General features: G+C 68.7%; 24 protein-coding genes, 1 tRNA gene, 1 riboswitch and 1 other annotated feature. Of the genes, 17 read left to right on the forward strand and 8 right to left on the reverse strand.

The window, feature by feature from the left end; all coding sequences use genetic code 11:
* Window positions 1–89: 89 nt before the first annotated feature.
* A protein-coding gene (locus D9T14_RS02095) for an IS3 family transposase (protein ID WP_374955756.1) occupies window positions 90–1,369 on the reverse strand; the annotation gives its coding sequence in 2 pieces (ribosomal slippage) (window positions 90–1,087 and window positions 1,087–1,369; 1,281 coding nt in all).
* Window positions 960–1,091, reverse strand: a sequence feature (AL1L pseudoknot). It overlaps the preceding gene by 132 nt.
* Window positions 1,370–1,474: 105 nt before the next feature.
* Between D9T14_RS02095 and dusB the strand changes: the two genes are divergently transcribed.
* Window positions 1,475–2,644, forward strand: coding sequence for a tRNA dihydrouridine synthase DusB (dusB, locus tag D9T14_RS02105; protein ID WP_232012269.1), 1,170 nt, complete (start codon window positions 1,475–1,477; stop codon window positions 2,642–2,644).
* Between the two features lie 130 nt (window positions 2,645–2,774).
* A complete protein-coding gene (locus tag D9T14_RS02110; protein WP_232012539.1) occupies window positions 2,775–3,857 on the forward strand; it encodes an HD domain-containing protein in 1,083 nt (360 codons plus the stop codon).
* On the opposite strand, the gene D9T14_RS02115 is transcribed toward D9T14_RS02110, so the two are convergent.
* Window positions 3,751–4,527: an ABC transporter permease gene (locus tag D9T14_RS02115; RefSeq protein ID WP_119160854.1), complete on the reverse strand. Its 777-nt coding sequence runs from the start codon at window positions 4,525–4,527 to the stop codon at window positions 3,751–3,753. The genes D9T14_RS02110 and D9T14_RS02115 overlap by 107 nt on opposite strands.
* Before the next feature lie 188 nt (window positions 4,528–4,715).
* Window positions 4,716–4,840: riboswitch (FMN riboswitch) on the forward strand.
* A 184-nt stretch (window positions 4,841–5,024) separates the two neighbouring features.
* Between D9T14_RS02115 and ribD the strand changes: the two genes are divergently transcribed.
* The 8 genes from ribD (at window position 5,025) to D9T14_RS02155 (ending at window position 11,344) form a co-directional block, all read left to right on the forward strand.
* Window positions 5,025–6,038 (forward strand): bifunctional diaminohydroxyphosphoribosylaminopyrimidine deaminase/5-amino-6-(5-phosphoribosylamino)uracil reductase RibD, encoded by a 1,014-nt coding sequence (gene ribD, locus D9T14_RS02120; RefSeq protein WP_119160855.1) that lies wholly within the window; start codon window positions 5,025–5,027, stop codon window positions 6,036–6,038.
* Window positions 6,039–6,046: 8 nt separating this feature from the next.
* The gene (locus D9T14_RS02125) at window positions 6,047–6,682 is read left to right on the forward strand and encodes a riboflavin synthase (RefSeq protein WP_119160525.1); all 636 of its coding nucleotides are present in this window, start codon (window positions 6,047–6,049) and stop codon (window positions 6,680–6,682) included.
* Window positions 6,679–7,320: a GTP cyclohydrolase II gene (locus D9T14_RS02130; RefSeq protein ID WP_119160526.1), complete on the forward strand. Its 642-nt coding sequence runs from the start codon at window positions 6,679–6,681 to the stop codon at window positions 7,318–7,320. Before D9T14_RS02125 ends, D9T14_RS02130 begins: the two co-directional genes overlap by 4 nt.
* Window positions 7,321–7,333: 13 nt before the next feature.
* Window positions 7,334–7,840, forward strand: a complete 507-nt coding sequence (ribH, locus tag D9T14_RS02135; protein WP_119160527.1) for a 6,7-dimethyl-8-ribityllumazine synthase — start codon at window positions 7,334–7,336, stop codon at window positions 7,838–7,840.
* A gap of 38 nt (window positions 7,841–7,878) precedes the next feature.
* Complete coding sequence (gene dnaG / locus D9T14_RS02140) at window positions 7,879–9,756, forward strand: DNA primase (RefSeq protein WP_119160528.1); 1,878 nt, start codon at window positions 7,879–7,881, stop codon at window positions 9,754–9,756.
* A gap of 120 nt (window positions 9,757–9,876) precedes the next feature.
* Complete coding sequence (locus D9T14_RS02145; RefSeq protein ID WP_119160529.1) at window positions 9,877–10,629, forward strand: sigma factor; 753 nt, start codon at window positions 9,877–9,879, stop codon at window positions 10,627–10,629.
* Window positions 10,630–10,664: 35 nt separating this feature from the next.
* A complete protein-coding gene (locus tag D9T14_RS02150) occupies window positions 10,665–11,171 on the forward strand; it encodes a hypothetical protein (RefSeq protein WP_119160530.1) in 507 nt (168 codons plus the stop codon).
* A 97-nt stretch (window positions 11,172–11,268) separates the two neighbouring features.
* Window positions 11,269–11,344: transfer RNA gene (locus tag D9T14_RS02155), tRNA-Asn, on the forward strand.
* Window positions 11,345–11,616: 272 nt separating this feature from the next.
* Here D9T14_RS02155 and D9T14_RS02160 read toward each other — a convergent pair.
* Together D9T14_RS02160 and D9T14_RS02165 are read right to left on the reverse strand one after the other, a co-directional pair.
* Complete coding sequence (locus D9T14_RS02160; RefSeq protein WP_119160531.1) at window positions 11,617–12,120, reverse strand: hypothetical protein; 504 nt, start codon at window positions 12,118–12,120, stop codon at window positions 11,617–11,619.
* A gap of 187 nt (window positions 12,121–12,307) precedes the next feature.
* Window positions 12,308–13,075, reverse strand: coding sequence for an IclR family transcriptional regulator (locus D9T14_RS02165; RefSeq protein ID WP_119160532.1), 768 nt, complete (start codon window positions 13,073–13,075; stop codon window positions 12,308–12,310).
* A gap of 275 nt (window positions 13,076–13,350) precedes the next feature.
* Here D9T14_RS02165 and dapA point away from each other — a divergent pair, with 275 nt between their 5' ends.
* The 6 genes from dapA (at window position 13,351) to D9T14_RS02195 (ending at window position 20,587) form a co-directional block, all read left to right on the forward strand.
* A complete protein-coding gene (dapA, locus tag D9T14_RS02170) occupies window positions 13,351–14,238 on the forward strand; it encodes a 4-hydroxy-tetrahydrodipicolinate synthase (RefSeq protein ID WP_119160533.1) in 888 nt (295 codons plus the stop codon).
* Between the two features lie 105 nt (window positions 14,239–14,343).
* Complete coding sequence (locus D9T14_RS02175; protein ID WP_119160534.1) at window positions 14,344–15,693, forward strand: gluconate:H+ symporter; 1,350 nt, start codon at window positions 14,344–14,346, stop codon at window positions 15,691–15,693.
* Window positions 15,694–15,715: 22 nt separating this feature from the next.
* Entirely contained in the window at window positions 15,716–17,044 is a 1,329-nt protein-coding gene (locus tag D9T14_RS02180; RefSeq protein ID WP_119160856.1) for an enolase C-terminal domain-like protein, read from the forward strand.
* A gap of 46 nt (window positions 17,045–17,090) precedes the next feature.
* Window positions 17,091–18,425, forward strand: coding sequence for an enolase C-terminal domain-like protein (locus D9T14_RS02185; protein ID WP_119160535.1), 1,335 nt, complete (start codon window positions 17,091–17,093; stop codon window positions 18,423–18,425).
* A gap of 83 nt (window positions 18,426–18,508) precedes the next feature.
* Window positions 18,509–19,408: a 2-hydroxy-3-oxopropionate reductase gene (gene garR, locus D9T14_RS02190; protein WP_119160536.1), complete on the forward strand. Its 900-nt coding sequence runs from the start codon at window positions 18,509–18,511 to the stop codon at window positions 19,406–19,408.
* Window positions 19,409–19,456: 48 nt separating this feature from the next.
* Window positions 19,457–20,587 carry a glycerate kinase gene (locus tag D9T14_RS02195; RefSeq protein WP_119160537.1) on the forward strand — a complete coding sequence of 377 codons (1,131 nt, stop codon included), beginning with the start codon at window positions 19,457–19,459 and terminating at the stop codon, window positions 20,585–20,587.
* Between the two features lie 15 nt (window positions 20,588–20,602).
* Here D9T14_RS02195 and D9T14_RS02200 read toward each other — a convergent pair whose 3' ends face one another.
* The 4 genes from D9T14_RS02200 to D9T14_RS02215 all read right to left on the reverse strand — a co-directional run bounded on the left by D9T14_RS02200 (window position 20,603) and on the right by D9T14_RS02215 (window position 25,055).
* A complete protein-coding gene (locus D9T14_RS02200) occupies window positions 20,603–21,319 on the reverse strand; it encodes a FadR/GntR family transcriptional regulator (protein ID WP_119160538.1) in 717 nt (238 codons plus the stop codon).
* A gap of 93 nt (window positions 21,320–21,412) precedes the next feature.
* Complete coding sequence (locus D9T14_RS02205) at window positions 21,413–22,540, reverse strand: L-talarate/galactarate dehydratase (protein ID WP_119160539.1); 1,128 nt, start codon at window positions 22,538–22,540, stop codon at window positions 21,413–21,415.
* Between the two features lie 193 nt (window positions 22,541–22,733).
* Window positions 22,734–23,759 carry a DUF2891 family protein gene (locus D9T14_RS02210; protein ID WP_126464222.1) on the reverse strand — a complete coding sequence of 342 codons (1,026 nt, stop codon included), beginning with the start codon at window positions 23,757–23,759 and terminating at the stop codon, window positions 22,734–22,736.
* Window positions 23,760–23,840: 81 nt separating this feature from the next.
* Window positions 23,841–25,055 carry a pyrophosphate--fructose-6-phosphate 1-phosphotransferase gene (locus tag D9T14_RS02215; RefSeq protein ID WP_119160541.1) on the reverse strand — a complete coding sequence of 405 codons (1,215 nt, stop codon included), beginning with the start codon at window positions 25,053–25,055 and terminating at the stop codon, window positions 23,841–23,843.
* Window positions 25,056–25,320: 265 nt separating this feature from the next.
* Between D9T14_RS02215 and D9T14_RS02220 the strand changes: the two genes are divergently transcribed.
* Window positions 25,321–25,692: a pilus assembly protein gene (locus D9T14_RS02220; protein WP_170175706.1), complete on the forward strand. Its 372-nt coding sequence runs from the start codon at window positions 25,321–25,323 to the stop codon at window positions 25,690–25,692.
* Window positions 25,693–25,701 lie beyond the last annotated feature (9 nt).

Below are 25,701 nucleotides of genomic sequence, written 5' to 3' on the forward strand. Positions count from 1 at the left end.
CTTGGACTTCTGGACGACCCCTGGAACGACTTGTTCGGTGAACTCTGCACTGTATTTCGATGCCGACATGATCTAATTCTACCTCACGATCATTTCACCCACTGTCCGAAAAACACCAAGCACTCCAGTGGGGTGTAGGCCTGTTCGTGTTCGATGGGGCTGTGCATGTCTATGGCGGAGTGGGGGCGGGTCGTGTTGTACCAGTGCACCCATTCGGCGGTGGCGAGTTCGACGTCGTCGATGCCCTGCCAGGGGCCGTGGGCGTCGAGGTAGTGGCGGTTGCGGATGAATTCGGCTTTGTAGAGGGAGTTGAGGGCCTCGGTGAGAGCGTTGTCGTAGGAGTCTCCCACTGATCCGACGGAGGCGACGGCGTCGGCCTCGGACAGGGCCTGCCCGTAGCGGATGGCCCGGTACTGGACCCCGCGGTCGGAGTGGTGGATCAGGCCGGTCAGATCGGCTCCTTCTCGTTGGCGCTGCCAGATCCCCATGCGCAGGGCGTCCAGGGCCAGGTCGGTGTACAGGCTGGTGGAGGTCTGCCAGCCGATGATCCTGCGGGAGTACACGTCGGTGACGAACGCGACGTGCACCCAGCCCGAGAAGGTACGCACGTAGGTGATGTCCGCGACCCACAGCTGGTTCGGTCTGAACGCGCTGAAGTGTCTGTTGACGAGGTCCGCCGGACACTGTTCCTTGGGAGCGCTGCGTGTGGTGCGCGGTGATGTGGCGCGACCGATGCCGTGCAGGCCCATCGCCCGCATCAACCTCTCCACGGTGCAGCGGGCCACGTGTCCGGCCCCGTGCCGCTCAGATTCCTCGGGCCGGTTCAGTACCGCGTGCATCTTACGAGCCCCCAGCGCCCAGCAGTTGTCCTCGTGGAGCCTGCTGATCTCAGTCTTCAAAGCGTCATCGCGCACAGCCCGCTCTGATGGGGGCCTGGTCTTGCGGTCCCGGTAGGCGGAAGGAGCGACCTTGATTCCTGACTGGGTCAGGACCTGGCAGATCGGCTCGACTCCATGGTCCGCCTTGTCGTCATCGATGAACGAGTCGATGACCTCTAGCGGCGGTCGAGTTCCGCCAGGGCGAAATACGCACTCGCCTTGCGCAGGATCTCATTAGCCCTGCGTAGCTCACGGTTCTCGGCCTCCAATTCCCGGATCCGTTGGGCGTCCTGGCTGGTGGTTCCCGGCCGGGTGCCGCCGTCGATCTCGGCCTTCTTGACCCAGGTACGCAGCGCCTCGGGATGGACACCCAACTCGCCTGCGATCCTTCCGATCGCGCCCCTGGCCCGCTCCGGTTCCCGACGAGCCTCCACAGCCATCCGGGTGGCCCTCTCCCGCAACTCCTCGGGATACTTCCTTCGTACACTCATGACAGTGATCCTTCCGTGCATTCACTGCCTCCACCAAACCCGGAACGATCCCCCCTGCCACCAAACCCGGGGCTTGACAGTCCAACTCAGGCCTAAGCTTGACCGGTGCCACGCATCAAGCCCCTCGTCCTCACCTCGCCCTCGGGCGGTCGCGTCGAGATCGCGACCCCCGTCATCCTGGCCCCGATGGCCGGGGTCACCAACGCCGCCTTCCGCACGCTCTGCCAGGAACAGGGGGCAGGGCTGTGCATCTGCGAGATGGTCACCAGCCGCGGTCTGGTTTGTTCGGACCGCCGTGCCGGGGCCATGCTCACCTTCTTCGACGAGGAACCGATCCGCAGCGTCCAGACCTATGGCACGAACCCGCCCGTCGTGGCCCGGGCCGTGGAGCTGCTGTGCACGCGTCACGGAGCCGACCACGTCGACCTGAACTTCGGCTGCCCGGTGCCGAAGGTCACGCGCAAGGGCGGTGGGGGAGTCCTGCCCTGGAAGACCGGGCTGGTCCGTGAGATCGTCACCGCCGCCGTTCGGGCCGGCGACCGTCACGGTGTGCCGGTGACCGTCAAGACCCGGATCGGCATCGACGAGAGCCACACCACGTGGCGTGACGTCGCCCGGATCGCCCAGGATGCGGGTGCTGCGGCGATCTGCCTGCACGCCCGCACCGTCGAGGAGGCCTACTCGGGCCACGCCCACTGGGACGTCATCGCCGAGCTGGTGCGCGAGGTCGACATCCCGGTGCTTGGCAACGGCGACATCTGGGAGGCAGACGATGCGCTGGCCATGATGGAGCGCACCGGCTGCGCAGCCGTCGAGGTCGGCCGCGGCTGCCTCGGACGCCCGTGGCTGTTCGCGGATCTGGCCGCAGCGATGTCCGGTGGTGAGCGCCTGACCCTGCCCACCCTCGGCGAGATATGCCGGACCGTGCGCCGGCACGGCGAGCTGCTGGCCCGCCAGATGGGCGAGCGGCACGGCCTGACGGACCTGCGCAAGCACATGGCCTGGTATTTCAAGGGTTTCCCGGTGGGCGGTGAGTTGCGCCAGGCACTCGGCATGATCGATTCGTTCGAGCGCCTCGACGAACTGCTCGCCGTCCTCGTCGACAAGGCCGGAGCCGACTGCCCCTATCCCTCCGGTGTCCTGGGCCGGCCGCGCGGACGCCAGGGCGCGGTGCGCCGCAAGGTCGTCATGCCGACCGGCTGGCTGGACGACCGTGACGGACGCGACCTCGATCTGTCCGACGCCGAACTGGGATACTCCGGCAGACTGAGCTGACCGCCCTGCTCCTGTGTCGGTACCCACCGCCATACTGGTGACCATGACGAGCAGCAGTGACAGCGGTCAGCAGGACCCGGACGGCCATGGGCTGGTGGTCACGGCACGGTCCAGGGCGTGGGCTCGCACCATGAGCGGTCATGAGCACGAGGTCGGTGGCGACGGCATCGTGCGTCCGCACCGGGACTCGCACCTGCTCATCGGCCGCGGGGAACCCGTCGGGCGCCTGGCCCGTGAGGAACTCGAGGCCCGCACCCTCCGCGAGGGAGCCGCACGATCCCATGGCGCCGGCAACCGGCTGCGCGCGGAAGAACCCGACACCGAACGCACCTGCTTCGAACGGGACCACGACCGGATCGTCCACTCCACCAGCTTCCGGCGCCTGGCCGGCAAGACACAGGTCGTCGTCTACCCGACCGACCACCAGCGAACCCGCCTGACGCATGCCATCGAGGTCTACCAGGTGGCCACCTCCATCGCCCGTGGCATCGGCGCCAACGTGGCACTGACCGAGGCCATCGCACTCGGTCACGACTGCGGTCACGGCCCGGGCGGCCACGCCTCCGAGGAAGCCTTCGACGCGTTCCTGCCCGAGGGCTTCGACCACGGCCCCTGGGGCGCCGAGGTGGCCTTGGCCGGCCTGAACCTGTGCGCCGAGACACGTGACGGCATCGCCAACCACTCGTGGTCGAGGCCGGCCCCGTTCACCGTCGAGGGCGAGCTCGTCAGCTGGGCCGATCGCATCGCGTACTGCGCTCACGACCTCGAGGACGCCATCCGGGCCGGCATCGTCGATCCCTGCGATGTGCCGGGCGGGGTCGTCGACATCATCGGTCTGTCACTGCGCGAGCAGCTGGCGGCGCTCATCAGGGCCGTCATCGCCACCACCACACGCACCGGCGCCGTCGGCATGGATGCCCGCACGGCAGGGGCGCTGGCCGCCTTGCGCAGGTTCAACTATGAGCGGATCTACACCCGGCCCGAGTCACTGGCACAGTCGCACGCGATGATCGAGGTGCTGCAGCAGCTCGTCTCGTACTATCTCAGCCACCCGGCAGACCTGCCGGCCGAGTACTGCGACCATGACAATCTGACCCGCAGCGCCGTCACCTATGTTGCGGGCATGACCGACCGCTTCGCCTTCGACTGCGCCGAACGCCTGCTCGGCTGGGACCCGGCGCGGTTGCCACGCGGCGTGGGGCACGGGGCCTGAGGGGCCAGAACCCGGGCGGCGCAGATGCGCCCCCGCTCGGTCGGCCGCTCAGGCGTGCAGTGCCTTGCAGAACACCGATGAAGGCGCCCGGCAGCGTCACCAGACCCGCCGTTCGTGTCTTGTCGAGCGTCGGGACGAGGGACTCGCCCGCAATAGGGCGCACGATGATCCCGATCGCACCCGACCGTGTGAAGCCGAGCGACAGGGCGGCCTCGAAGACGTCCTGTCCCCCGCGCAGGGCCGCGAAGAGCCGCCGTCCGCTCAGCGTATGGGCGCTCATCGCATTGCCGATGATGATCGAGCCGATCGGCACGAGCGAGGCCCCGTTGAGCGGTGCGGCGCCGGTCGCGAAGATGATCGCCAAGACCGGAAGCACACCTGCGGCGATCGTCAGCGCTGACCAGGCCCAGACCCGCCGGGTGCCGATCCGGCCCGTCGTCGTCCATACGGCGACCGCGAACATTGCGGTGACGAACAGTGCGGCGGCCCACAGCCTCGTGACGGCCGCCACGACGATGAACGAAACGGCGAACAGTTGGATGATGGCACGCGCGGCGGCCCAGGGCACGGATTTCAGGAGACTGAAGCGGCCGCCCCACGCGGCGAGCATTGTCAGTGCGACAAGCAGCACAAGCGCGACGGCCAGTCGCGGGCTGGGGTCAATGGACACACCAGTATTCTCCACCAGGACGAGATCCTGGCGGGGCTGTCTGGCACTGCGGACCGCCGCCGAGCTGGTCCACAGCTGGGACCTTGCCGCGGCCTCGATCAGCCAGGAGGCGATCAACTCCTGGTACTCACTTCGGCCTCTGCCGCCGAGAAGGCTCCGCGGCGGTCGCGGACGTGGCATACTGACTCTGTCATGTCCCGGGGACGGTGGAAACCCGTACCGGCGGTGACAGTCCGCGACCCGGCCCCCCGGCCGGTTGATCTGGTGGAACCCCAGAACCGACAGTCAGAGTCTGGATGGAAGGTACATGACATGAGTGGTGATCACTCGGCAGGCCGCACAGGCGCCTGACGGGGGACGGGCCGCGCACCAGCCGGTCGTCCGAGAGCGCTCGCTCATGGCCCCGGGCAAGGATGCCGGAGGGGCAGATGAGTTCACAGTCGGACTGGGGCGGCGTGCAGGCGGAACAGCCCCACACGCCGCTCGAGGCGCAGGCCATGGCAGTGGCCCTCGACGTCGCCAGGCAGGGCGTCCGGGGCGCCAATCCGCTCGTCGGGGCCACCATCGTCGACCAGAACCGGATCATCGCCGTCGGCCACCACAGGGGAGCGGGCACCCCGCACGCCGAGACCGACGCGCTGCGCGCAGCCCAGGAGAGCGGGCAGGACGTGCGCGGTGCCACCATGGTCGTCACCCTCGAACCCTGCGACCACACCGGACGCACCGGCCCCTGCTCCCAGGCCCTCATCGACGCCGGGATCTCACGTGTCGTCTACGCCACGGCCGACCCGCACACCATCGCCTCGGGTGGTGCCGCCAGGCTCCGGGCCGCCGGAGTGGAGACCGTCGAGGGACTCATGGCCGAGCCCGCACGTGAACTCAACGAGCGGTGGCTGCTCGCCGCGAGGCAGGGCCGGCCGTACGTGACGGCCAAGATCGCCCAGAGCCTCGACGGGTGTGCGGCGGCGGCGGACGGCACGAGCCAGTGGATCACCAGCGACCAGGCGCGCCAGTGCGGCCATGACCTGCGCGCACGGGCGGACGCCATCCTCGTCGGCACCGGAACGGTGCTCGCCGACGACCCCAGGCTCACCGCCCGCGACCGGAACGGGGACCCGCTCGGCCAGCAGCCCCTGCACGTCGTCATGGGCATGCGCCCGGTACCCGACGGTGCTGCGCTGCGCGACGGCCGCTGGACCCGGATCGCCAGCCACGACCCCGCCCAGGTGCTCGCCGAACTGGCCGCCGAGGGCATCGGCCATGTCCTCGTCGAGGGCGGTCCGGCGGTCACCGCCGCCTTCATCGCCGCCGACCTGGTGGACACCCTCGTCGTCCACCAGGCCCCCCTCATGCTGGGCCCCGGCCTCGGATCCACTCGCACGCTGAGCGTCGGCACACTGAGCGAGGCCATCAGGTGGCAGCTGGACGGGCCCGTCCGCACCCTCGGCGACAGTCTCGAAATCACTCTCCGGCCGTCCACGCACCGGCCGGAACGAGTACCGACCCATTGAGGAGAAGAATGTTCACCGGAATCGTGAATGGACTGGGAACCGTCGTCGAACTCGCTCCCGGAACCGCCCCGGGCATCACGCGTCTGGTCGTCGATGCGCACGGCGTCGCCGACGATCTCGCCATCGGGGGATCACTGGCCGTCAACGGAGTCTGCCTGACCTCGATCGACGATCCCGCTCACCCCGGCATGTTCGTCGCCGAACTCATGGGCGAGACCATGGACCGCACCAGCCTCGGCCAGATCGCGACCGGGGACGTCGTCAACCTCGAACGTTGCGTGCCCGCCGACGGGCGTCTCGACGGCCACATCGTGCAGGGCCACGTGGACGCCGCCGGCCGGGTGCTGTCCATCACCCCGCAGGGCAGGTGGACGACGCTGCGCGTCAGCGTTCCGACCCGCCTGGCCCCGCAGATCGCGGAGAAGGGCGCCATCGCGGTCGATGGTGTCTCGCTCACCGTCACCGCCGTCAGCGAACCCGGCGCCGCGCAGAGCTGGTTCGAGACCGGCCTGATCCCCACCACGCTCACCGAGACCCGTCTCGGTCGTCTGACCGAGGGAGACCTGGTGAACATCGAGACCGACGTCTTCGCCAAGTACGTGAACCGGCTCATGGTCTTCGCTCCCACCGGGGACCACGAGTGAGCACCCCGCCTGTCCGGCACGTCACGAACGGTGCTGTCGCGACCGGGACAGCACCGTTCGTGGAGCGAACCGAACCCGTCGCCCTGCCGACCGAGTGGGGTTCCTTCACCGCTCAGTGCTGGCGGATCGACGGTGTGGAACACATGAGCCTGGTCGTGCCGGTGCCCGAGTCTGGTATTCCGCTGGTGCGTGTGCACTCGGAGTGCCTCACCGGTGACGTGCTCGGCTCGCACCGCTGTGACTGCGGTGAGCAGCTTCACCTCGCCATGCGCATGGTCGCCGAGTCCGGGGGAGCCATCGTCTACCTGCGCGACCAGGAGGGGCGGGGCATCGGACTGTTCAACAAGCTCCGTGCCTACCGGCTGCAGGAGCAGGGCCTTGACACGGTGGCCGCCAACGAGATGCTCGGGCTGCCTGCGGAGGCGCGCAGCTACGAGTCGGCGGCCACGATCCTGCGAGGGTTGGGCATGACCCGTGTTCGTCTGCTCACCAACAACCCGCTCAAGGCAGCCGGACTGCGTGCCGCCGGCATCGAGGTGTCCGCTCTGGAACCCGACCAGGTGCGTGCCCGGCCCGAGAACATCTGCTATCTGCGGACCAAGCGTGACCGCATGAATCACCTGCTGGACCTGGACTGAAGGAGAAAAGACCATGGCCGAGACCGGCGATGCCCCCGCCAACGCCATCGAACCAACCACCCTCACCGCTCAGGCGGGACGCCGCGGCGACGGCAGCCCGGTGAGCGTCGCCATCGTCGCGGCCAGCTGGTACGCCGAGATCATGGACGGCCTCATCGCCGGCGCGACCCGCGCCTGCGCCGATGCCGCCATCACGCCCGACGTCATCCGGGTGCCCGGAAGCTTCGAGCTGCCGCTGGGCGCTCAGGCCGCCCTGCGTGACCACGACGCCGTCATCGCCCTGGGCGTTGTCGTGCGCGGCGGCACCCCGCACTTCGACTACGTCTGCGACGCCGCCACCGCCGGGCTCACCAGGGTCAGCCTGGACAGCGGCAAACCAGTCGGTTTCAGCCTGCTGACCTGCGAGAACGCCGATCAGGCGTGGGACCGGGCAGGACTGCCCGGGTCGGCGAAGGACCACGGTTACGAGGCGACTGCCGCGGCACTGCGCATGGTCGCCGTCACCGAGGGCCGCGGCTGAGCCGGTCGGCCGCCGAGCCGGGTGCATAGAATTCGGACATGGCCGGACGCATCAACGACGAGGACATCGCCCTGGTCAGGGAGCGTGCCCGGATCGATGATGTCGTCGGGTCCTATGTGACACTGCGCAACGCCGGCGGTGGTTCGCTCAAGGGGCTGTGCCCCTTCCACGACGAGAAGACCCCGAGCTTCCAGGTGACGCCCGCACGCGGCCTGTTCTACTGCTTCGGCTGCGGCGAGGGCGGCGACGTCATCACCTTCATGCAGAAGATCGACAATCTCTCCTTCACCGAGGCCGTCCAGGCCCTGGCCGACAGGACCGGGGTGCAGCTGCGCATCGTCGACGACGGCCGCCCCTCGACGCCGCCCGGGCAGCGGGTACGCATCATGGAGGCCAACCAGCTCGCCGCCGACTTCTACGCCGCCCAGCTGGCCGGCCCGGAGGCCATCGAGGCCCGGCGGATGCTCGACGGCCGCGGCTTCGACCGGGCCGCGGCTGAGAAGTTCGGCGTCGGCTATGCCCCCAAGGACGGCCGGGCCCTGCACCGTCACCTGGCCAAGGCGGGTTTCGGTGACGACGAGCTCGTCCGCGCCGGACTCATCCGCGAACGCGGCGGCTGGGACTACTTCCAGGGCCGGGTCATCTGGCCCATCAAGGACTCGGGCCGCTCGGTGCTCGGCTTCGGCGCACGGCGCCTCTACGACGACGACCGACTGCCCGCCAAGTACATCAACACCCCCGAGACGCCCGTCTACAAGAAGTCGCACGTCCTGTACGGGCTCGACCTGGCCCGCCAGAACATCGGCAAGAAGCAGCAGGCCGTCGTCATGGAGGGCTACACCGACGTGATGAGTGCCCACCTGGCCGGCGTCGACACGGCGGTCGCCGTCTGCGGTACCGCCTTCGGGGAGGACCACGCCCGCCTGCTGCAGCGTCTCATGGGCAGCTCGGACGTGACCCGCGGCGAGATCGTCTTCACCTTCGACGGAGACCGGGCCGGTCAGGCGGCCGCGCTGAAGGTCTACAAGCTCGACCGCTCCTTCACCTCGCAGACCTATGTGGCGGTCGAGCCGAGCGGGCTCGACCCGTGCGATCTGCGCATGGCACAGGGCGATGCCGCGGTGCGTGAACTCATCGGGCGCCGTGAGCCCCTCTACCTGTACGTCATGGCCCATACGATCGCCGGCTACGATCTCGACCGGGCCGATGGCCGGGTCGAGGCGGTGCGCGCCGCCTCGGGGATGATCGCCTCGGTCCGTGACTCCTCGCTGGTCAACGAGTACGTCCGTGAGCTGGCCCGCCTGGTCGGCATGGACCCTGGTGAGGTGCGCAGGATCATCAGCGATGAGCGTCGCCGCCGGCCCCGCCGGCCCGAACCCGAGCGGGCGCCGGACCGCATCGTCGAGCCGGGTCCCGGCCCGACGCGCCAGCAGGTCGGTCTGCCCTGGCCGGACCCGCGGGATCATCGGCTGGACGTCGAACGCGGCACCCTCAAACTCATGCTGCAACGACCGACCCTGTTCGACACGGCCTGGAACGGCGTGGGCGCAGACGACTTCACCCATCCCGCGCTGCGCGCCGTCTTCGAGGCCATCGCCGAGACCGGCTACCAGCCGCAGGGCTGGGTCGAGCAGGTCCAGTCGGCCACCGCCGACCCCACCGCCCGTCAGCTCGAGGTGGCCCTGCTCGTGGAGCCGCTGCTGAGCGAGGAACCGACCGAGCGGTACGCCGCCGCCTACACGTCGAAGCTGCGTATGCTCACGGTGATGCGGCGCATCGACGACCTGAAGTCACGTCTTCAGCGCACCAACCCGGTGACCGATCAGGCCGAGCACGCCGACATGTTCACCACACTGCTGGCCCTGGAGGTCGAGCGCAAGCGGCTCGCCCAGGACAGCATCGGCTTCCTGGAATGACCGGTCCCGGCCAGACACACGACGGGTGTCACGGCCGGTTCTCCACAGAAACCAGTGTTGTCCGTTTCCCGGCGTCCACAGCTCTGGTGCCGGCCGCGAGCCTGCCGGGAGGCTGAGGGCATGGATGCCATCGACGTCATCAGAAACGAACCGAACCGGCTCAGCGCCGAACAGGAGATCGCCCTGGCCAAGGCCATCGAGGCCGGGCAGTACGCCCGGCACTGCCTGGACCGGGGCTTGTGGACCGCCGGGGTCGACGCCACGGAACTGAGCCTGATCGCCGAGCAGGGTGAACAGGCCTTCCTCGTCTTCTGCCGGGCCAATGCGGCCATGGTGCGCCGTATCGCCCGCAAGTGGGACAAACCTGGAGTCGCCGAACTGGACGAGCTCATCGCCGAGGGCACCGCGGCCCTCGTCGAGGCCATCCACCGGTGGGACTGGCGGCGTGGCACGCGCTTCAGCACACTGGCCTGGCTCATCATCTCCCAGCGGGTCGGCGCCCTCGGTGCCCAGCAGCACAGCGCCGGCATGTGCGGCCGTTCGCTCATGAGGCGACTGGCCGTGGCCGGAACGGATGACGGGCGCGGCGAGCCGGTGCGGCTGAGTTCCCTGTGGACGAGCAGTCCGGATCTCGGCGAGGTTCCCGGCACCTGCCACCACGACGAGCAGGACACCGACATCGAGTGGATCTGGTCGCTGCCCGGTGACGAGAGACGCGTCCTCGTCATGACCTTCGGCCTGGACGGTCGCGGGCCCAGGACGCTCGCCCAGATGAGTTCCAGCATGGGTGTCAGCGTGGCCAGTGTGGCGCGCACCAAACGGCGGGCACTGGAGCGGGGACGCCGGCTCGCCACCCAGGCGATGATCGCCTGACCGGGCCGGGCAGCCGCAGCAGCGACAATGGAAGCATGCGAACGATCGGACACACCAGCACACCTGGACGCGAGGAGCTGCGTGAACTGCGCGCGCTGCGGGGCAGTGCCCCTCACGTCATCGCGGCCGGCCGCGGCGAGGGGGTCCTCGTGGTCGCCCTCGGCGACGTTCTCGCCGTCCGGCGCGAGGGACAGTGGGGTCAGGTCGGCTGGCAGCACATCCAGCACGGCTCGTGGGATGGCGACGACGATCGCCTGAGCTGGACACTCATCGACGGCACCGAGCACTCGGCGGTGCTGACCGAGGCGGGACAGCTGCCCGGCGCCTTCCTGGAACGTGTGCAGGCGTCAGTGCTCGTGCAGGAGAAACTCGAGCTTCCAGGTGGGGGATCGGTGGTGCTCATCGGGCGACGGAACCCGGCCGGGACGGGCGAGGTCACCTGGATGGCCCAGCCATCTGGCAGGGCCGCCATGGACGAGCCTGCGGTGCAGGAGTTCATCGTCAGCCAGAGCGAACGCCTGGCCGACGAGTACGGCCTGTGAGGCCCGGGGCCGGGCGGCAGCCCCGATTTTTGTTTCCGGGTGGAGACTGGTAACGTTCCTTCACGCGCTGAGCGCTTCGGCGGGAGGCGGCTATTGATCCCCTGTAGCTCAATTGGCAGAGCATCTGACTGTTAATCAGAGGGTTACTGGTTCGAGTCCAGTCGGGGGAGCCACGAGAGATCACAGGGACTCCGGGCACCTCGCCCAGGGTCCCTGATTCGTCTGAACGACCGAACGCATCCCACGGTGCCACTGGGTCATGGCCGGCCGGGCCATGCTCGGGCCGGGCCATGCTCGGGCCCTGGTCGAGGAGGACCCTGCCGTGCTCTGTGCCGAACGGTCTCTGCCCGCCCGGCGAGCGTGAGGGCATCGCATGCTCCACAACGCCGGCACCTCGGAACGTTGTCGCGGAGAGCCGCGGACACCTGGTCCTCCGGCGGGCTCGTCACCCGGGATCCGCCTCCGGGGGGAGTGGTTCGGATCCGTTCCTGACAAGGAGAAACGTCGTGGTCAGCCGATGGCCCGGTCGCGTGCTCTCGGTCCACTCAACCCGGATCTCGTGCTCCGGGCCCGGCCCGGTCCCGCGCGGGGCTGTTGCCCTGAGGCGGGTCCCCGCCATGACCGCTTTTCTCAACGGGGTGCGAGGACGCAAGGCCCTGCCGTCGTCAGAGACGATCTCCACCGGTCTCCCGTCGAGTTCGATCGCCACGTTGTAGGCGACCCCCTTGCCGACGTGAGTGAGCTCAATGTCCCACGGGGCGATCGCCGGGTGCCCGCTGCGTAGCTGCGTGATCTCTGCCTCGGTACCCGGGTCGATCGTGCAGAGAGCCGGCGACCAGTGGACCCGGACCCGGCGGCGGTTCTTCAGTGCCAGCCACACCGCGACGCCCGCCGATGCTACGCCGCCGAGCATGCCCGCCCATTGCAGGACGATCCACCAATCTCCCATGCAGGAATCGTCTCACAAGGGGACGTCCGCTCACAGGATCGGTGGAGCGGCTCCGTCGTCGGCAAGGGGCAGAAGCTGTCACGATGCCCGAGGTCACACCGGAAACAGTCGAACCGCACGGAGGCCGGCCAGGGGGTGGTGAGATCGGATCACCATCCCGGTATGCGAGCCGGCGTCGGGTTCAGGTTCAGGAGCGCAGCGGGGCCTGGATGACGGCCCGCTCGACGGCGACCCGCATCGCGGCGACGATCTCGTCCTCCTGCTGCTGGGTCCAGCGCGATGCGGGGATCGAGCACGAGATCGCATCGGTCACGGGCTCGGTGTACGGCAGGGCCAGCGCGATGCACCGCAGGCCGGTCGTGCTCTCCTCGTTGTCGGTGGCGTAACCGCGCCGGCGAGTCGCCCTCATCTCGGCCTCGAAGACCCCTGGGTCTGTAATGGAGCGGGGCGTGAGCTGCTCGAAGGAGGAGGGGACAAGGTCAGGGCGTTCGGCGAGAACTGCCTTGCCAAGCCCTGTCGCGGTGGCCGGCATGCGCCGTCCCACACGTGAGTAGGGGCGGATGTCCTGACGGGATTCCTGAGTGACGAGGTAGACGATCTTGTCGGCATCGATTCGTCCCAGATGGAAGGTCTCGTCGAACTGGGTGGCCAGGTCCGTCAGGAGCGGCCTGACAATCCTCACATGGGGATCGGCGTCAATGTACGAGGTACCGGTGATGAGGGCCCTGATGCCGAGGGAGTATCCCTCGGAACCGTCGGCCTGAACCCAGCCACGGGCCTGAAGTGTCTTGAGGATCGCGTACACCGACGACCTCGGGGCGCCCAATGCCTGCGCCATCTCGTTCAGCCGGGGTGGGTTCGCCTGGCGGTCTGCAAGGAATTCGAGAAGTTCGATGGCCCGGCCAGCGGACTTCACGTCGCGCACACCACCTGCCGCGTCGTGAATGCTCGTCATGGGGAATCCTTTCACCGGTGACGCCCGCCTGCGGAAGCCTTCCCGTCTCTTCGCCATGCCGTATGGCGGGCTGAGCGGCGCCGGACGCGCCAACACGATAGCCCGATTCCTCCTCGGCTCTCGATTTGATGCGCGTGTCGCGCAGGGTGATCCTAAAGGACGATGTTTGTTCTTCAGTTAAGACGTATGTCTACGAGTGTGGACATAAGTCTACGAAAAAGCTAGGCTCGACAGCACATGGACGCATCACCGCCGATGCAGGAAGGGAGACCGCCATGTCGTTCAGGCCTCACGGGATCATCCCGGCACTCGTGACACCCCTCGACAGAGAGGGTGAGCTTCTGGAGCAGGGCTTGCGGGATCTGCTCGACTACACGATCTCCAACGGGGTGCACGGGGTCTTCGTCCTGGGGTCTTCAGGGGAGATCTACGGGTTGTCCGATGCGCAGAAACGCCGTGTTGTCGAGATCACCGTCGAGCACGTGGCCGGCCGCGTGCCGATCTACGCAGGTGCTTCCGAGATCACGACCCGTGACTGCATCGCGACGGCACACATGGTCCAGAGCATCGGGGGAGTGCAGGCCCTGTCCGTCCTCACCCCATACTTCATGACGCCGACCCAGTCGGAGCTCGTCGAGCACTACCGGGCGATCGCAGCCGAGACGGACCTGCCGATCCTCGTCTACTCGAATCCCGGGCGCACCCAGGTGCCCGTGGCGCTCGGCACCGTCCTCGAACTCGCCGAGGTCGACAACATCATCGGGATCAAGGACTCGGCCGGCAACATGACCCTCACCGCCGACTACATCCGGGAGGTGCCCGAGGACTTCACCGTCCTCATGGGCCGTGACACCCTCATCTATCCCGCCCTGGCCATGGGCGCCGACGGGGCGATCGCCTCCACGGCGAACATCGCGCCACGGCTGCTCTCCGATCTGTACAACAGCTTCGTGGCCGGTGACCGGGCTCGCGCACTCGAGCTGCAGGAGCAGCTCTCCCCGTTGCGCAATCTTGTCGACAAGGCGACCTTCCCGGTCGTTCTCAAGGAGGGCCTGCGGTACGCGGGCGTCGAGGCCGGGTTCTGCTTCGCCCCGGCCCGGGAACTCGACGAACAGTACCGCGAGCCGCTGCGCACGGCGGTCCTTGCCGTCACCGCCCGCTGACCGGCCTCACACGGCCCTGCTCACAACCGCAGAACTGCATCGCCGGATGCCTCGCGGGACGCAGTGCAGCCTGCCGCGCCTCCGGCTCATCGTAGGGAGGACCCCATGCCCCTGGTCATTCTCGCCGTTGGCATAGCGCTCTTGCTGCTGCTCATGCTCGTCTTCAAGCTCAACGGCTTCATCTCACTCATCCTCGTCGCCGTCGTGGTCGGCCTCCTGCAGGGGCTGCCCTTCATCAGCGGTGACAGCGATGAGGTCACGGTGATGAGTTCAGTCGTCGACGGTGTCGGCGGGCAGGTCGATGACCTCATACTCATCCTCGGCTTCGGCGCGATGCTCGGGGTCCTCATGGCCGACATGGGCGCCGCGAACCGGCTCGCCACCACGCTCATCCGTGCCTTCGGCGTGAAACGCGCCCAGCTGGCCATCGTCATCGTGGCCTTCCTCGTCGGCGTCGTCCTGTTCTGGGAGACCGCGTGGATCATCCTCATCCCGATCGTCTTCGCCGTCGCCCGGCAGCAGAAACTGCCGATCATGTGGCTGGCCATGCCGCTGGCGATCGCACTGTCCTCGATGCACTCCTTCCTGCCGCCACACCCCGGACCCACCGCGGTGGCTGGCATCTACGAGGCCTCGATCGGCAAGACCCTGCTCTTCGGGCTCATCATCGCCCTGCCCGTCGGCCTCGCGGTCGCCCTCGTCTGGCCCCGGCTCAGTTTCGTCCGCAATGTCACCGCGACCGCCCCCGAGGGGCTCGTGAGCGAGAAGGAGTTCACCGACGAGACCATGCCGAGCTTCGGGGTCTCGCTCGGCATCACGGCACTGCCCATCCTCCTCATCGCCGGATCGGCCATCTTCGAGCTGGCTTTCGGCGAGGAACACGTCGTCACGCAGATCTTCGCCGCCATCGGTGACGCCCCGGTCGCCCTCCTCATCGGGCTGCTCGTCGCGATCTGCTACTTCGCGCTGGTGCGCAGGGTGCCGATGGACACGCTCATGAGTTCGTGCAGCTCCTCCATCAAGTCCATTGCGATGATCATCTTCATCATCGGCGCGGGCGGCGCCTTCAAGCAGGTCCTCCAGGCCGGCGGCATCTCCGACTACATCATCGAGCTGACGGGCGGATGGGACGTCTCCCCGATCATCCTCGCCTGGGCGATCGCGGCCCTCATGCGCATCGCCCTCGGCTCGGCGTCGGTGGCCGTGGTGGCGGCGGCCGGCATCGCCCAGCCCCTGGTGGCTTCTGGCGCCGTCAGCCCGGAGCTCATGGTGCTGGCGACGGCGTGCGGCTCCGTCATCGCCTCCCACCTCAACGACCCCGGGTTCTGGATGTTCAAGGAGTTCCTCGGCCTGTCGGTCAAGGACACCCTCAAGGTGCGCACCACCTACACGACGGTGCTCGCCATCCTCGGCCTTGCCGGCTGTCTGATCCTCAGCCTCTTCATCCAGGCATGATCCGACCGGGGAGGGAGTGACCATGACAGCACCGACCATCGTCAGGGCCGACGTCTATCCGGTTGCCGGGCACGACTCGATGCTCCTCAACCTGGCGGGCGCCCACCAGCCCTGGTTCACCCGCAACGTCGTCGTCCTCACCGACTCCGAGGGCCGTCTCGGCGTCGGAGAGGTCCCGGGCGCCGAACGCATCACGACGGCGATCAGGGACGGGTTCACCGCCATCGTCGGCGAACCCGTCACGAACTACCGGAGGATCCTGCGCGAGGTCGCGCGCGCCATGGCAGGGCGCGACGACGCCAACATCTTCTGGACCTTCGAACGCACGGCGATCCACGCCGTGACGGCGATCGAGACGGCCCTGCTCGACCTCTTCGGCCAGTTCACCGGCCTGCCCGTGGCCGAGCTGCTCGGCGACGGGCAGCAACGCGACGAGGTTCGCGTCCTCGGCTATCTCTTCTTCGTCGCCGATCCCGGCCGGACCGATCTGGACTACCTGCGTGAGGACGACGGCGACTGTTCGTGGTACCGGCTGCGCCGCGAGGAGGCGCTGACCCCGGAGGCCATCATCCGGCAGGCCGAGGCGGCGCAGGAGAAGTACGGTTTCCAGGACTTCAAGCTCAAGGGCGGGGTACTGGAACCGGAACAGGAGATCGAGGCCGCCAAGAGGCTCAAGGAGCGTTTCCCGCAGGCGCGCATCACCCTCGATCCCAACGGCTGCTGGTCACTGGACCAGGCCGTCGAGCTGTGCAAGCCGCTGCTCGGCGTGCTCGCCTACGCCGAGGATCCCTGCGGCGCCGAGGGCGGTTTCTCCAGTCGGGAGACCCTGGGCGAGTTCCGTCGCCTGACCGGCATGCCCACCGCGACGAACATGGTCGCCACGACCTGGCGCGAGATGGCCTCGACCCTGCTGCTGCAGGCCGTGTCGATCCCGTTGGCGGACCCGCACTTCTGGACGATGCAGGGCTCGGTTCGGGTGGCGCAGTTGTGTCACGACATGGGGTTGACGTGGGGCTGTCACTCGAACAACCACTTCGACATCTCACTGGCCATGGCTGTCCAGTGCGGCGCGGCGGCGCCGGGGGAGTACAACGCCCTCGACACGCACTGGATCTGGCAGGAGGGCGTCGAGCGACTCACCGTCTCCCCTCCACTCATCACCAATGGCACGGTGCGCGTCCCCGACCGGCCCGGGCTCGGCGTCGAGCCGGACATGGACCAGATCCGGGCCGCTCACGAGCTGTATCGGGAGAAGGTCGCAGGTTCGGGGGCCCGTGATGACGCGATCGGTATGCAGTACCTCATTCCGGGTTGGACCTTCGACCCCAAAAAACCCGCTCTCGTCAGGTGAGACACCGTCGGCCCAGACGGGCTCGTGAAACCAGAAAGGACATCCGATGACCGTTCCCACGGTAGCCAGAATCGACGTCTTCCCCGTCGCCGGACGCGACTGCATGGAACTCAACCTCTCCGGCGCGCACGGCCCCTACTTCACCCGGAACGTCGTCATCATCGAGGACTCCTCCGGGAACGTGGGTGTCGGTGAGGTGCCGGGCGGTGAGAAGATCACGCAGACCATCGAGGACGCCAAACCGATCGTGCTGGGCAGGCCGCTCAGCCAGTACAAGAACATTCTCACGCAGATCCAGGCGACCTTCGCCGACCGCGACGCCGGGGGGCGGGGCCTGCAGACCTTCGACCTGCGGACCACCGTGCATGCGGTGACGGCGGTCGAGGCGGCCCTGCTCGACCTCTTCGGCCAGTTCGTCGGCGTGCCCGTCGCGGCCCTCCTGGGAGACGGCCAGGTCCGCGACCGGGTCAGGACCCTCGGCTATCTCTTCTACGTGGCCGACCCGGACAAGACGGACCTGGAGTACGCCCGCGAGAAGGACTCCCCGGTCGAGTGGTACCGCATCCGCCACGAGGAGGCGCTGACCCCCGAGGCCATCGTCCGCATGGCCGAGGCCACCCACGAGCTGTACGGCTTCCACGACTTCAAGCTCAAGGGCGGCGTGCTGCCCGGCGAGGAGGAGATGAAGGCGGTGCTCGCCCTCAAGGAGCGCTTCCCGCAGGCGCGCATCACCCTGGACCCCAACGGCGCGTGGTCGCTCGACGAGGCGATCGCACTGTGCCGGGACAAGGTCGGGGTGCTCGCCTACGCCGAGGATCCCTGCGGCGCCGAGGACGGCTTCTCCGGACGCGAGATCCTCGCGGAGTTCCGCCGGGCGACCGGCCTGCCCACCGCGACGAACATGGTCGACACGGACTGGCGCCAGATGACCCACTCGATAGCCCTCCAGGCGGTGTCGATCCCGCTGGCGGACCCGCACTTCTGGACGATGCAGGGTTCGGTGCGAGTGGCGCAGTTGTGTCACGACATGGGGTTGACATGGGGCTGTCACTCGAACAACCACTTCGACATCTCACTGGCCATGATCAGTCACTGCGGCGCGGCGGCGCCGGGGGAGTACAACGCACTCGACACGCACTGGATCTGGCAGGAAGGGTTGGAACGGCTGACGAAGGAACCACCGGTCATCGTCGACGGGCAGGTGACGATACCCGACCGGCCCGGGCTCGGCGTCGAGCCGGACATGGACCAGATCCGGGCCGCTCACGAGCTGTATCGGGAGAAGGTCGCAGGTTCGGGGGCCCGTGATGACGCGATCGGTATGCAGTACCTCATTCCGGGTTGGACCTTCGACCCCAAGAAACCCGCCCTCGTCAGGTGAGACGATCGACAGGGACGAGACGTGAACACTGCCCCTCGGGGCCATTCGGGACGATCAACCAGAAAGTTGAAGGAGAGGAATTCATGAAGATCGGTTTCATCGGACTGGGCATCATGGGCCGCCCCATGGCCAAGAACCTCGTCAAGGCGGGTCATGAGCTCTACGTGAACGATCACCACCAGGACGCCGTCGACGACCTCGTGTCGCTCGGGGCGACCGCCGTCGAGAAGGCCTGCCAGGCCGCCGAGGCAGCCGAACTGGTCATCACGATGCTCCCGAACTCGCCCCACGTGAAGGAGGTCGCGCTGGGCCCCGGCGGCATCATCGAGGGCGCCCACGAGGGGCTCGTCTACGCCGACATGTCCTCGATCGCGCCGCTCGTGTCCCGCGAGGTGCACGACGCGCTCGCCGAGGCCGGCATCGCCATGCTCGACGCCCCGGTCTCCGGCGGGGAACCCAAGGCGATCGACGGGACGATGTCGGTCATGGTCGGCGGCGACAAGGCCGTGTTCGACCGGGTCGCCCCAGTCCTCGACGCGATGGCCGGCGACGTCACCCATGTCGGTGCCATCGGCGCCGGCAACATCGCCAAGCTCGCGAACCAGACCATCGTCGCGGTCAACATCGCCGCGTGTGCCGAGGCCTTCACCCTCGCCCAGAAGGCGGGGGTCGACCCAGAGGCCGTGTACCGGGCCATCCGTGGCGGCCTTGCCGGGTCGACGGTCATGGACGCGAAGGTCCCGATGATGCTGGCCCGCAACTTCGCCCCGGGCTTCCGCATCAATCTTCACATCAAGGACCTGGCGAACGTCCTGGACACGGGCCACGGCGTCGACGCGCCCCTGCCGCTGACATCCCTGGTCCGCGAGATGATGAGTGTCCTGGACGGTGACGGCTTCGCCACCGAGGACCACTCCTCGCTCGTCAAGGTGTACGAGAAGCTCGCCAACATCGAGCTGACGCCGGGCGAGCCTCAGGACTGACCCGTCGAGCCCGGGGCGGCACGGTGCAGATGTGAAGGAGGAACTGACATGAAGATCGTCTGCGCACCCGACAGCTTCAAGGAGTCCATGGGCGCGGCCGAGGCAGCCGCGGCGCTCGCCGAGGGCGTGCACCGGGTGCTCCCCGACGCCGACTGCCCCCAGGTCCCCATGGCCGACGGCGGCGAGGGCTTCACCGAGTCCCTCGCCGACGCGCTCGGCCTCGAGATGATCGAGGTGCCCGTCGCCGACGCGTACGGCGGCCCCGCGTCGGCGCGGTTCGCGCTCGCCGACGGCGTGGCCGTCATGGAGTGCGCGCAGGCGATCGGGCTGGGCATGATCCCCGCCGAACGCCGCCGCATCCGTGAGGCGACCACGGCCGGCGTCGGGCAGATGGTCCTCGCCGCACTCGACCGGGGCGCACACGAGTTCCTCATCGGCATCGGTGGGTCGGCCACGAACGACGGCGGCGCGGGGATGTTGCGTGTCCTCGGCGTGCGGTTCACCGACGAGGCGGGCGCCGAGCTGGACGGCAGCCCGGTCTCTCTCGCCCGCCTCGCCGCGGTGGACGCCTCGGGCCTTGACCCCAGGGCCCGGGACGCGGTCTTCCGGATCGCCTGTGACGTCGACAACCCCCTGCTCGGCGACCGCGGCGCTTCAGCCGTCTACGGCCCGCAGAAGGGGGCTTCCCCCGAGGACGTCCGATTCCTCGACGACGCCCTGCGACGCCTCGCCGCCGTGTCCGGTCACCTGGACACCGTCGCTGCCGAGGAGGGCGCCGGCGCCGCCGGCGGGCTGGGCTACGCCTTCCGCGCCTTCCTCGACGGCAGGCTCCAGTCCGGGGCCGATCTGGTCGTCGAGGCCGTCGGGCTCGCCCGGACCATCGAGGGCGCCGATTTCATCTTCACCGGTGAGGGCGCCATGGACCGCCAGACGCTCATGGGCAAGACCCTCTCGGGGATCGCCCGCGTGGCCCAGCCGGCCGGCGTACCGATCGTCGCCTTCGCCGGCAGGCTCGGTGAGGGGGTCGAGGAGCTGTACGATCACGGTTTCGTCGGGCTCGTACCGATCGTCGCCTCCATCACGACCCTCGAGGACTCGCTGCGCAACGGGCGGCAGGCCCTCGCCGATGCCGCCGAGCGGGCCATCCGTCTCATCCTCGCCGGTCGCGGGAACGAGTGAGCACGCCCCAGCGACTCAGCCGCCGTCACCGGACGGCAGCGTCTCGGCGTCGAGGGCCGCGAGGGACCGGGCCAGGTGGGCGCGCATCGCGGCCCGCGAGGCATCGGGGTCACCCCTGACGATCGCATCGCAGATCTGCTGGTGCTCGTGCACGAGCAGGTCGGCGTGGCCGGGTTCCAGCACAGTGGGCCCGGTCAGCCCCGCCCGGTGCCGGAGGATGGCGTGCGGGCCGAGTTCACGCAGGACGTCGTTGATGAGGGGATTGCCCGAGGCGAGCGCTATCGCCGCGTGCACGGCGAAGTCCTCCGCGATGGCCGGTTCCCGGCGGGCAAGGGCCTCGCGCAGGTCCGCCATCGCCCGTCTCATGACCTCCCGGTCCACCTCGGTGCCTCTCGTGGCCGCGAGCGCAGCGGCCTCGCACTCGACGGCGAGACGCAGTTCCATGACGTGGCGGGGGCTGCCCGCCAGGTGGGCAGTGGCGGGTTCCGGGTCGCCACCCGGCGCGGTGACGAAGGTGCCGCGGCCCTGGAAGGTCTCCACCAGCCCCTCGGCCCGCAGTTGGGCGACCGCCTCCCTGACGACCGTGCGCGATACGGCGAAGTCCCGGCACAGCTCGGCCTCGGAGGGGAGCCGTTCGCCGGCACCGAGCTCACCTCCGGCGATGCGGTGCTTCAGCTGATCCGCCAGGGCGTGACCGAGGCCGCGCGGATCCGAGCGGTGCAGTGCTGTCATAGGGTCTCCCGGTGGTTGCGCGTGTCAACGGCAGGCTACCGAGAACCGGGGCCGCCGGACCGCATCGCCACGTCCGGCGGCCCCGGGGTGTCGTCACCGGGCGCCGAGCTCGAAGGTGTCGATCGTCCAGGCACGCAGCTGGTCCGACAGTGTCACGCCCAGTCCGGGGCGTTCCGAGACGATCATGCGGCCGTCCCTGATCTGCATGTGCTCGTTGAAGAGCGGGTCGAGCCAGTCGAAGTGCTCGACCCAGGGTTCGATCGGATAGGTCGCGGCCAGGTGTGAGTGGATCTCCATCGAGAAGTGCGGGGCCAGCATGAGACCGGCCGTGGCGGCCAGGGCCGACAGCCTGAGGAACTCGCAGATGCCGCCGATGCGCGGGGCATCGGGCTGGATGATGTCGCAGGACTTGTGCTCGATGAGCGCGGTGTGCTCGGCGACCGAGGTCAGCATCTCGCCGGTGGCGATGGGTGTGATGACCTGGCGGGCCAGGTCCGCGTGCCCCTCGTGGTCGTAGGCGTCCAGGGGTTCCTCGATCCACACGAGGTTGAACTGCTCGAACGCCTTGCACATGCGCAACGCGGTGGGGCGGTCCCACTGCTGGTTGGCGTCCACCATGAGCGGGAAGCCGTCACCGAGGTGCTCGCGCATGGCGGTCAGCCGTTCGAGGTCGACGTGCGGGTCCGGGTGCCCGACCTTGATCTTGATGCCGCCGATACCGGCCTCGACCGATCGCGTGGCGTTCTCCAGGATGGTTTCGAGCGGGGCGTTGAGGAAGCCGCCGGAGGTGTTGTAGCAGCGGATGGAGTCCCGGTGGGCGCCGATGAGCTTGGCCAGCGGCAGCCCCGCGCGTTTCGACTTGAGGTCCCACAGGGCGACGTCGACGGCGGCGATGGCCTGGGCGGCGACCCCGGACCGGCCGACCGATGCGCCGGCCCACAGCAGCTTGACGCGCAGGCGGTCGATGTCGTTGGGGTCCTCTCCGATGAGATTGTCGGCGATCTCCTTGGCGTGCGCGAACTGCGCCGGGCCGCCGGCCCGCTTCGAGTAGGCGAAGCCGACGCCGTAGAGACCGTCGGTCGTCCAGAGTTCGCAGAAGAGGAAGTTGACCTCGGTCATCGGTTTCTGCCGACCGGTGAAGACCTTGGCGTCCGAGATCTCCGTCGCGAGCGGGAGGACGACGTGGGACAGGTTGAGACGAGCGATGGTGTCATGTGTCACGGTGCGCTCCTTTGCGGTTGCGTGTCACGTACAATTCATCATACGAGTCATCAACATATCTGTTAAGTGGTTTCTGGGGTCGGTCTTCGGGGCGATCCCGGGTCCGGGCCACCGTGTTCTCGGCGATGCGGGCCGGACGCGGCAACCGGGAGAGCCCCGCGGCGGCTCGTCGCCGGCCACGGCGAGGAGCCGGTCAGGCTTCTGTCGCCGCAAGCAGCGCCAGCGGCACCAGCAGGTGCGCGGTCGTCACCGGCGCGGCGCCGATGAACGGTGCCGCCTCCTCAACCAGCCGGCCGGCCGATTGCAGCATCAGCTCGGTGCGGGCGTCTGGCAGGTGCGGTGCGAGATGTTGCAGGTGCAGGGCCCGAGTGAGGGCCAGGGCGGGCAGCATGCGGGCCCTGCCGCTCGTGCCCTCGTGCAGCACGGGGACGCGCAGGGTCGGGTCCCCGGGCGATCCCAGGCGCGGCAGGAACCCGGCGAGCCATTGGCTGAAGGCGCCGGCCGGCAGCACCCGGCGAACCAGGTCGGCCTGCGCCAGGGCGGGGGAGCAGATGTCGTCGGCGTGCGGATCCACCGCCGAGGAGGAACGTTCCCGGCCGCCGAACCAGGAGCGGGCCCGGTCGCTCAGGGCATTGACCACCCGGGCGTCCCCGAGCGTCTGGAAGGCGTCCAGCAGGAGTCCCATGCTGAACGCCGTGTTCTGCTCGGTGCCCAGCCGCTCCGGGGCGCCCATCCGCGGCAGGACGGCGAGCAGACTGTCCCGCACCGCGTCGGCCAACTCGCCCAGCTGGGCGTCCCAGCCCCGGCGGGCGGCGAGCTCGTTGCGGCGGGCCTCGGCGGCGAGCATGACGGTCCACGCCCAGCCGAACATCCGACCGGCCTCGGGGTGCGTGAGCAGATGGTCGGCCTCCACCCCGATCGCCCCGCCATGCCAGCGTCGACGCAGTGCCCCGGTCAGCAGCCGACACAGCTGGGGGCCGAGCTCGGCCGGAGCCGTGCGCAACAGGACGAGCGCGGCCCACAGCATGTGCGAGGAGGAATGCCAGTCCTCCTCGGTGTGCGGGCGGAGGCTTCCGGCGTCCGGCCCGGGCCTGCTCGCCGCGGACGAGCGGGAGGGTGGGGCCCAGGGAGTGGGCGTCCCCAGTGAACGCAGCAGCGAGTGCCCCCAGCCAGCCGCCCACAGGCTGCGCCACAGAAGGTGGGAGGGCGTGCTGCTCACCGGGAAGGAACCTCGCAGACCGGGTGGACGGGTAACGCAAGTGGGGCGCCCATCAGGACGCCCCACCAGATGATCAACGGATCACTCCGCCTTGACCGGAGCGGGCTGGCCGATCTCGGACAGCATCTGCTTGTACCAGTCCTGGTCGATGTCGAAGGGCTTGTGCCCGGCGATCCGTGGGAAGGCGATGACCGACAGCTCGTCGCCGGCCTCCTCGTCCTGGCCGACGACACCGGAGTTACCGGCGAGCGCAGCGTCGACGGCCATGTCGCAGGTGGCCGCGATGAGCTCGAGATCCTCGTCGTTGGACTTGGCCGAACGGCTGAAGTAACCGGACTTCTGGACCATCGTCTTGGCCGCCTTGATGCGCGGGGCGAACTGCTTGGCGAACCATTCGCCCGGGTTCACCTTGTCGAGCTGGATGTGCCCGAAGGCATCCGTCGGGACATCCTGGCCGGCGGCCTGCAGCTGGGCGACGATGTCGTTCACGCCGGCGCCCTCGGACAGGAAGATGTTCACATTGCCGACCTCGTCCATGATCGCGGCCAGGCGCTCCGCCTCGGCGTCGATGTCGATCTTGGCCTCGGGCACGTACACCGCGTGGATGTCCCAGGCCTCGCGCTTCAGTCCGGCCTCGGGCAGCCATTCCTGCTCGTCGAGCCAGGAGCGGTAGCGGCGCGCGGTCTCGGCGGTGAGGTAACCGCAGTTGCGGCCCATGACCTCGTGGATGATGAGTTCGCGGGGGGCCGAGTTGTGCTCGCCGATGATGTTGGCCGCGTACCTGGCGCCCTGCTCCGCCGCTGTCCAGGCGCCGAGCGACTGGCGCACCGGGACGATGTCGTTGTCGATGGTCTTGGGCAGCCCGACCACGGTGAGCGGGTACCCGTTCTGCGCGAGGAACGCGGCGAGATCGGCCGCGGTGGTGTTCGTGTCGTCACCGCCGATGGTGTGCAGGACGTCGACGCCGTCGGCGACCAGCTGGTCGGCGGCGATCTTCAGCGGGTCTGCGCCCTCGGGCACCAGCCCCCGCTTGACCAGATCGGCGACGTTCGTCAGCTTGACACGCGAATTGCCGATGGGCGAGCCGCCGAAGGCGAAGAGACGGTCGTAGTGGGCTCGGACCTCGGGGGAGAACTCGATCGAGTCGCCCTTGAGCAGACCCTCGTAACCGTAGCGGTAACCGATGATCGTGGTATCGGGGGAGACCTCGGTGTAGCGGCGCACCAGACCGGCGATGGCCGAGGACAGGCACGGGGCGAAACCGCCGGCAGTGAGCAGGGCTACCTTCTTCACCATGTGGAAGCCTTTCCATTGAGCAGGGCCCGCCCTTGTGCGGGCCTGTTGCTCCAAGCCTAGGCCACGAGGGCGACGAAAGGGGACCCGTCATCAGGGGGATGTCCACAGCCCTGTCGTCCCGTGAGGGTTCCGTGCCACACTGAAGGCGTCCCCACCCCCCTGGGAGCATGCGATGAGGCCAGACCTTCTCACCGGGAACGCTCGGCACGGCTCACCACCCGGCCCCGCGCGGGCGCTGCCCAGGCCGGCCGGTGACGAGCGCGGCATGAGCGTCAGCACACTCTTCGCCGCCGTCCTGCCCGCCTTCATCCTCGCAGCCGGCCTGGCGGTCGACGGGGCGGCCCGGCTGGCGGCCCAGCGCGAGGCCCAGGTGGCCGCCGCAGCAGCGGCCCGGGCCGCCACCGACAGCGCCGCGACCGGGCGCCTGCAAGGGGCCGCTGGCGACGCGCAGGCGATCGCCGCCGCCGGCGCCGTGGCCCGCGAGTACGACGTCGTCGACGTCCACGTGTCCATCGGTCCAGACCGGCGGGTGCGGGTGAACACCACCGCCGAATGCGACACCACCTTCCTGGGAATCGTCGGCATCAACCGATTCACGGTCACTGGTGAGGCCGAGGCCGAGCTGCGACGGATATGACCGGCCGGC

The organism is Propionibacterium australiense (assembly GCF_003666605.1).
Taxonomy (GTDB): Bacteria; Actinomycetota; Actinomycetes; order Propionibacteriales; family Propionibacteriaceae; genus Propionibacterium; species Propionibacterium australiense.